The organism is Marichromatium gracile (genome assembly GCF_004343155.1).
Lineage (GTDB): Bacteria > Pseudomonadota > Gammaproteobacteria > Chromatiales > Chromatiaceae > Marichromatium > Marichromatium gracile.
This window is the reverse complement of the sequence record NZ_SMDC01000011.1, coordinates 129,974-138,104: the sequence shown is the minus strand read 5'-3', so window position 1 is coordinate 138,104 and position 8,131 is coordinate 129,974. Positions and strand designations below refer to the sequence as shown.

General features: G+C 69.9%; 3 protein-coding genes. 2 read left to right on the top strand and 1 reads right to left on the bottom strand.

Annotated features, from left to right (window positions below; translation table 11 throughout):
- The first annotated feature begins 127 nt into the window (after positions 1–127).
- Positions 128–2,308, top strand: a complete 2,181-nt coding sequence (locus EDC29_RS14330; protein ID WP_132230429.1) for a tRNA(Met) cytidine acetyltransferase TmcA — start codon at positions 128–130, stop codon at positions 2,306–2,308.
- A 162-nt stretch (positions 2,309–2,470) separates the two neighbouring features.
- A complete protein-coding gene (locus EDC29_RS14325) occupies positions 2,471–6,136 on the top strand; it encodes an ABC transporter substrate-binding protein (RefSeq protein WP_132230427.1) in 3,666 nt (1,221 codons plus the stop codon).
- Positions 6,137–6,142: 6 nt separating this feature from the next.
- Here the strand turns inward: EDC29_RS14325 and parE are convergent, their stop codons facing one another.
- The gene (gene parE, locus EDC29_RS14320) at positions 6,143–8,029 is read right to left on the bottom strand and encodes a DNA topoisomerase IV subunit B (protein WP_123139797.1); all 1,887 of its coding nucleotides are present in this window, start codon (positions 8,027–8,029) and stop codon (positions 6,143–6,145) included.
- Between the last annotated feature and the right edge of the window lie 102 nt (positions 8,030–8,131).

Below are 8,131 nucleotides of genomic sequence, written 5' to 3'. Positions count from 1 at the left end.
CCACATCTGTTTCGGCGTGTTCAAGAACCGTCGTCCCTACCAGCCCGATTACGCTTCCGCGGCTTGACGGGAAAGACGGTATCTTTGCGGTTCAAACCGCTGGCGACCGAAGGCTGACGCCTGAACCATGCCGACCCCGTCACCACAAGCAACGGCCATCGTCGCGCTGGCGCGGGCGCTGCGCGCCGAGGCGCTGGGGTGTCGACAGCGACGGGTGTTGCTGGTCAGCGGCGAGGTCGGCTGGTGTGAGCGTCAGGCGCTGGCGGTGCTCGCAACGCTGCCGGGGCTGGCGACGACCTGGCTCTCGGCACGCGCGAGCCCACCCCAGGCTGAACCGCTGGGCGCTGCCCGCAAGCTGCTCGGGGGCGAACTGGCGCTGCTGGTCTATGACGCCCACGGCGGCTTCGACCCCGACGCCTTCGGCGCCGCCACCGGCGCGCTGATCGGCGGCGGGCTGTTGCTGCTGCTGACCCCGCCGCTGGCCGAGTGGTCGACCCTGACCGACCCGCAGACCGCGCGCCTCGCCCCCTGGCCCCATCCGCCACAACCGGGCGGGCGCTTCATCGCGCGGCTGGCGCGGGTGCTGGCGAGCGACCCCGCGCTGGTCCACATCGACCAGTCGCAGCACCCTGCCCACTGGCCGCAACCCGACACCCCCGCGCCGGCCCCGGCCCCGCCGCCAGCCCCGGACGCCGAGGGCGCGGCGAGCGCCGATCAGGCGCGGGCGATCGAGGCGGTGCTGCGGGTGGCGCGCGGACGTGCTCATCGCCCGCTGGTGCTCAGCGCCCATCGCGGGCGCGGCAAGAGCGCGGCGCTCGGCATCGCCGCGCGGCGGCTGCTCGCCGAGGCCGAGGACTATCGCATCCTCGTCACCGCGCCCAACCGGGGCGCGGCGGCGACCCTGCTCGGACATGCCGGAAGCCACCCGGGGCTCGACTTCGTCGCCCCCGCCGACCTGCTCGACCGCCACCCCGCCGCCGATCTGGTACTGGTCGACGAGGCCGCGGCGATCCCCGCCCCCCTGCTCGAAGGGCTGCTGCACCGCTACCCGCGACTGGTGTTCGCCGCCACCGTCCACGGCTACGAGGGCACCGGACGGGGGTTCGAGCTGCGCTTTCGCGATGCGCTCGAGCGCCACACCCCGGGGTGGCGGCTCGAGCGGCTCGAACAACCGATCCGCTGGGCCGCGCACGACCCGCTCGAGACGCTGGGCTTCCGCGCCCTGCTGCTCGATGCGGCCATCCCCGCGATCGACCCGCCGAGCAGCACGACGCTCGCGGGCATCACCTGCGAACGCCTCGATCGCGACACCCTGGCCGGGGACGAGACGACGCTCGGGGCGCTGTTCGGGCTGCTGGTCCAGGCCCATTACCAGACCCGCCCGGCGGACCTGCGGATGCTGCTCGACGGCCCCGGGGTGCGGGTCTATGCCTGTCGGCTCGCGGGCCGGGTGGTGGCGACCCTGATCGCCAGCGCCGAGGGCGGCATCGACGACCCGGCGCTGCGCGCGGCGATCTTCGAGGGACGCCGGCGCCCGCGCGGTCATCTGCTGCCGCAGACCCTCTCGGCCCATGCCGGGCTGGCCGAGGCGCCGGCGCTGCGCGCGCTGCGGGTGGTGCGCATCGCCACCCACCCGGCGCTGCGCCGACACGGGCTGGGCGCGCGACTGCTGACGACCCTGCAGGCGGCGGCGCGCGCCGAGGGCCTCGATCTGGTCGGCACCAGCTTCGGCGCCACCCCCGGGCTGCTCGCCTTCTGGCGCCACCAGGGCTGGCGACTGGCGCAGGTCGGCACCAGCCGCAACGCCGCCAGCGGCGAACACGCGGTGGTGCTGCTCGCGGCCTGCTCGGCGGCGGGTGAGCGACTGGCGACCCGCGCCGAGCGCCGACTCGGCGCGCGGATCGGGGTCCTGCTTGCCGGGCCGTTGCGCGCCCTCGACCCGAGGATCGCCGCGGCACTGCTCAGCGCACTGCCCCCGCCGAGCCGCAACGCCCTGGAGGAGGACAGCGCCGAGCTGCACGCCTTCGCCAACGCCCACCGCACCCTCGAGGCGAGCCTCGCGCCACTGGCCGGGCTGACGCGGGTGCGGCTCGCCGAGACGCTGCGGGCAGGACGGATCACCCCGGACGAGGCGGCACTGCTGGTCGCCTGCGCACTCCAGCTGCATGCCCCGGCGACACTGGTCGAGCGCTTCTCCGCGAGCGGCCGAGAGGCACTCACCGAGCAGCTCAGGATGGTCACGGGACGACTGCTGGAAGCGGCCATGCCGGGGGCAGGTGCCGACAAGACCACACCCCGGACACCCTGAGCCTGACACCGCGATCCGACCAGGGATGACGCCGCTGGAATCGACTGGAAAGCGATCGCATTTCCCCCTCGGGGCCGTGCGTTCGAGGTCCAACTGCGTCTACACTGCCAGTGGATGCCCACAAGCTGCCAGCCGCCCCTTTCAAGCTCGACCTGGATTCGCATGCCGGACAGTATCGCTACCCCGATCCGAATTGGCCTGATGCCGCCGCTCACCGGCCTGGTCTCGCTCTACGGCCCGGAGATCTCCTGGGCCGGGCGTATCGCCTGTGCCGAGATCAACGCCGCCGGCGGGGTACTCGGCCGCCCCCTCGAACTGGTGATCGTCGACGACGGCAGCCAGCCCGAGACCGCCGTACCGACCGCCGCCCGACTGATCGACACCCATCGCTGCGTGGCACTGATCGGCAACCTGCTGTCGAACTCGCGCATCGCCGTGGCCGGGCGGGTCTCGCTGCCACGCCGCGTGCCCTATCTCAATTTTTCCTTCTACGAGGGCAGCATCCACCACCGCTATTTCTTCAATTTCGCCGCCCTGCCCAACCAGCAGATCGATCATATGATCCCCTACATGGCGCGGCTGGCCGGCCCCAAGATGTTCTTCGCCGGCAGCAACTACGAGTGGCCGCGCGGCTCGATCGACGCGGCCAAGCGCGCGCTCGTCGCCTGTGGCGGCGAGGTGGTGGGAGAAGAATATCTTCCCTTCGGCAGCGCCCGGCTCGGCGCCCTGCTCAACCGGGTCGAGCGCTCCGGCGCCGATGTCTTCGTGCCCTACTTCGCCGGGGCCGACCAGATCGAACTGCTCAACCGCTTCGACCAGCTCGGTCTCAAGTCACGCATGGCCGTGGTCATGGGCCATTTCGACGAGGCCATGGCCGCGCACCTCGCCCCCGAGGTGCGCGAGGGCTTCTATTCGAGCAGCACCTATTTCATGGGCCTCGACACCCCGGCCAACCACCGCTATCTGCGCGCGCTCGCCGCCCTCCCCGAGGTCGAGGCGCTGCACCCCGAGGGGCGTGGCGTGCTGACCAACTTCGGCGAGGGAACCTATGTCTGCGTGCACGCCTTCGCCCAGGCAGCCAATTGCGCCGGCTCGGTCGAGCCCGAGGCGCTGGTCGAGGCGCTCGAGCAGGTCGTCATCGAGGCGCCACAGGGAGAGGTACGGATGGATCCGATCACCCATCACGCGGCGGTCAACGGCCATCTGGCACGCTGCGACTTCGCCGGGCGTTTCGAGATCATCGAGTCCTTCGGCCGTACCGCCCCTGAGATCCCCGAGCGTTACTCCCACCTGCAGCGGCGACCGCACCCCGACGACGCCGGAGACAAGCCCGACGGGCAGGAGCACGAGACCAGGGCCGTGGTCCCCCAGGTCGCCGTGGTCGGTGTCGACGACCGTGACCGGATCGAGTACGTCAACCGGGCACTGCTCAAGCGCTGGGGGATCGCCGAGGAGTCCGAGCTGCTCGGCAAGCCGATCACCCTGCTCTGGGCCGAGGCCGACGAACCACTGGCCGAGGCGCGCCGCAACCTGGCCGAACAGGACGAGTGGCAAGGCATGCTGCAGGCACGCCTGAACGACGGCAGCCTGCGCCAGCTGGCCGTGGTCGCCGAACCGACGCTGCGCGCCGATGCCCGCGCCGGCTACACCCTGGCCTGTATCGACACCGAGCCACCATCGGCCAGCCAAACCTCGCCCTTCGGCCCCGAGCAGATGCTGTCGATGGCCGATGTCGCGGTGCTGGCCATCAGCGCCGAATCGATGGTGATCGAGGCCAACCGGCGCGCCGCCGAGCTGTTCGGCTATCGGGGCGACGAGATGGTCGGGCTGGCGCTCGAACAGCTCATCCCGCCGCAATACCGTCAGCGCCACGGCCAGCTCATCCAGCGCTTCCTCAATGGGCCGGAGCACGAGCGGCGGATGGGCATGCGCACCGAGGTCAGCGGATACCGCAAGGATGGCTCGTCCTTCCCCGCCGCGGCCTCGATCTCCAAGGTGATGAGCAACGGCGAGTGGGTACTGGTGGTCACCCTCAGCGACATCACCGACCGCAAGGTGGCCGAGGAGGAACTGGAGTGGCGCGCCTCGCACGACACCCTCACCGGACTGCCCAACCGCGCGCTGATCCGCGAACGGCTGGCCCACGCGCTGACCCGCTCACGCACCCAGGGACACGGGGTGGGCGTGCTGTTCATCGATCTCGACGGCTTCAAGCTGGTCAACGACAGTCACGGACACGCCACCGGCGACGCCCTCCTGAAGGGCATCGCGCAACGACTGGTCAGCCATGTCCGACCCGGCGACACCGTGGCGCGACTCGGTGGCGACGAGTTCGTGGTGCTCTGCGACCGCGTCGACACCGCGGCGACCCTCACCGCGCTCGCCGAGCGCATCAACGACCTGCTGCGCGAGCCGCTGCAACTCAACCAACACCAACTGTTCGCCACCGCCAGCATCGGCGTGGCGCTCGGTCACGGCACCACCCACAATGCCGATGACCTGCTGCGCAACGCCGACGCGGCGATGTACTCCGCCAAGGAGCAGGGACGCGACGGCGCCCGGCTGTTCAGCGAGGAGATCCACGAACAGGCGCGCCGGCGCTTCGATATCAGCAACGGGCTGCGCCAGGCGATCGAACGCGACGAGCTGGAGGTCCGCTTCCAGCCGATCCTCAGCGTCGATACCCTGCAGATCCGTGGCGCCGAGCTGCTGCTGCGCTGGTTCCCGAGCGCCGGCGAGGTCTCACCGGCACACTTCGTGCCGATCGCCGAGATGAACGGGGCGATCGTGCCGATCGGCAAGTGGGTCTTCCGTCAGGCCTGTCTGGCCGAGGCCGAGTGGCGCGCCAGCTTCGGCGCGCGCGCCCCTTATATCAGCGTCAACGTCTCGGCGCGCCAGCTCAACGACGCCACCCTGGTCGATGACTTCGTCGCCATCCTCGAGGCCACCGGAGCCGATCCCGAGCGCATCCTGCTCGAGCTCACCGAGACCTCGCTGATGAGCAACGTCAACTTCAATCTCGGCATGCTGCGCCGACTCGCCGAGCGCGGGCTGCGAGTGGCGGTCGACGACTTCGGCACCGGTTACTCGTCGCTCGCCCAGCTGCTGCGCCTGCCGGTGAGCAGCCTCAAGATCGATCGCGAGTTCGTCGACGGACTCGACAAGCGTCACGACAGCCGCGCCATCGTCTCGGCCGTCTGCAGCATGGCGCGCGCCATGGGACTCGGGGTGATCGCCGAGGGGGTGGAGAACCCCCGCCAGTTCGACTATCTGCGCGACATGGGTTGCGACCACGTCCAGGGCTATCACTTCTATCGCCCGCTGACCGCGCAGACGATGCGCGAGCTGCTCGGTGCCGCGCCGTCCGAGACCACGGTGCTCGCCGAGCACGACCTCTACGCCCTGCTCTATGTCAGCCAGGCCAACGAACCGATGAGTCCGCGCGAGCTACAGGAGCTGCTCAAACAGTCGCGCGAGTCCAATCGACGCCAGGGGCTCACCGGCTTCCTGCTCTATCTCAACGGCAGCTTCATGCAACTGCTCGAGGGCAGTCGTCCCCGCCTGCTGCGCCTGCTGCAGCAACTGCGCGAGGATCCGCGCCATCACGGCGTGCGGGTGGTCTACGAAGGGGTGGTGAAGCAACGCATCTTCGCCGACTGGAGCATGGGCTTTCGCGACCTCGAGCACCTCGAGGACGACTACGACTTCGCGCGCTGGCGCGCGCGCACCCTCAACTTCGTCGACATGTCCGAGGATGCGCGTGCCTGCTTCAACCTCATCGCCGCCTTCGCCACGCAGACACAGGAACAATCGCGCAACGCACGCTGAACCACATCAGAGTTCGGCCAGGTCCCCCTTGTGCTGCAGCCAACGGCGCCGGTCGGCGGCGCGACGCTTGGCCAGCAACATGTCGAGTAGCTCGCCGCTGCCATCCTCCGGATCGACGGTGAGCTGAACCAGCCGCCGGGTGTCCGGGGCGATGGTGGTCTCGCGCAGCTGCGCCGGGTTCATCTCGCCGAGTCCCTTGAAGCGCTGCACCCCGACCTTGCCGCGGATGCCCTCGGCGGCGATGCGATCGAGCACGCCGCGCTTCTCGTCCTCGTCGAGGGCGTAGAAGACCTGCTTGCCGACATCGATACGATAGAGCGGCGGCATCGCCACATAGACGTGTCCCTCGGCGACCAGACGAGGGAAATGCCGCAGGAAGAGCGCGCACAGCAGGGTGGCGATATGGGCACCGTCGGAGTCGGCGTCGGCGAGGATGCAGATCTTGCCGAAGCGCAGCCGCGAGAGGTCCTCGCTGCCCGGATCGACACCGATGGCCACGGCGATGTCGTGCACCTCCTGCGAGGCGAGCACCTCGGCGGGGTCGACCTCCCAGGTGTTGAGGATCTTGCCGCGCAGCGGCAGGATCGCCTGGAACTCGCGATCGCGCGCCTGCTTGGCCGACCCCCCGGCCGACTCGCCCTCAACCAGGAACAGCTCGCTGCGCTCGGGGTCGGTGGCGGTGCAGTCGGCAAGCTTGCCGGGCAGCGCCGGTCCCTGGGTGACCTTCTTGCGGGTGACGGTGCGCCCGGCGCGCAACCGCGCCTGGGCCGCGCCGATGGCCAACTCGGCGATACGCTCGCCGGACTCGACGTGCTGGTTGAGCCACAGGCTGAAGGCATCCTTGACCACCCCGGAGACGAAGGCTGCGCACTCGCGCGAGGACAATCGCTCCTTGGTCTGGCCGGAGAACTGGGGGTCGATCAGCTTGACCGAGAGGATATAGGCGATGCGGCTCCAGACATCATCCGGGGTCAGCCGCACGCCGCGCGGGAGCAGGTTGCGGAACTCGCAGAACTCGCGCACCGCCTCGGTCAGCCCGGTGCGCAAGCCATTGACATGGGTGCCACCCTGCAGTGTCGGGATCAGGTTGACATAGCTCTCGGCCACCGGCTCGCCGCCCTCGGGCAGCCACACCAGCGCCCAGCTCGCCGCCTCGTTGGTGCCCTGCATGTCGCCGACGAAGGGCTGCTCGGGGAGGCGCTCGACGCCGCCGAGCGCCTGCAGCAGATAGTCCTTGAGTCCGTCCTGATAGCACCAGCAGTGCTCCTCGTCGGCGGCCTCGTCGCGCAGTCGCACCTCGAGCCCGGGGCAGAGCACCGCCTTGGCGCGCAGCAGATGGATCAGCGCACGCACCGCGATCCTGGGGCTGTCGAAATACTTGGGGTCGGGCCAGAAGCGCAGCCGGGTGCCGGTGTTGTTGCGCCCGACACTGCCGACCACGGTCAGCTCGCTGACCTTCTCGCCGTCGGCGAAGGCCATGTGCGACTCCTGACCGCCACGACGCACCCACACCTCGAGGCGATTCGACAGGGCGTTGACCACCGAGACGCCGACACCATGCAGGCCGCCGGAGAAGCGATAGCTGCCGCTGCCGAACTTGCCCCCGGCATGGAGCTTGGTGAGGATCACCTCGACGCCCGGCTGGCCGAGCTGGGGGTGCAGATCGACCGGCATGCCACGACCGTCGTCGGCGACCTCCAGCGAGCCATCGGCGAACACCACCACTTCGATGCGCCTGGCATGGCCGGCGAGCGCCTCGTCGACGCTGTTGTCGATCACCTCCTGGGCGAGGTGGTTGGGGCGGGTGGTGTCGGTGTACATCCCGGGGCGCTTGCGCACCGGGTCGAGACCGCTGAGGACCTCGATGGCTGAGGCGTCGTAGTTGCCGGTCATGGCCGTGCTGGATCTTCCTGTGGCGGGGTGATGGACGAGAACGAGCGGTGCGCAAGACGCGCTGGTTTGACCACTCAACCGACCTACGGTACCGTACCTGCA

Coding starts and splice junctions, on each gene's coding strand:
- EDC29_RS14330 (WP_132230429.1), top strand. CDS start 128: ATGCCGACCCCGTCACCACAAGCAACGGCCATCGTCGCGCTGGCGCGG.
- EDC29_RS14325 (WP_132230427.1), top strand. CDS start 2,471: ATGCCGGACAGTATCGCTACCCCGATCCGAATTGGCCTGATGCCGCCG.
- parE (WP_123139797.1), bottom strand. CDS start 8,029: ATGACCGGCAACTACGACGCCTCAGCCATCGAGGTCCTCAGCGGTCTC.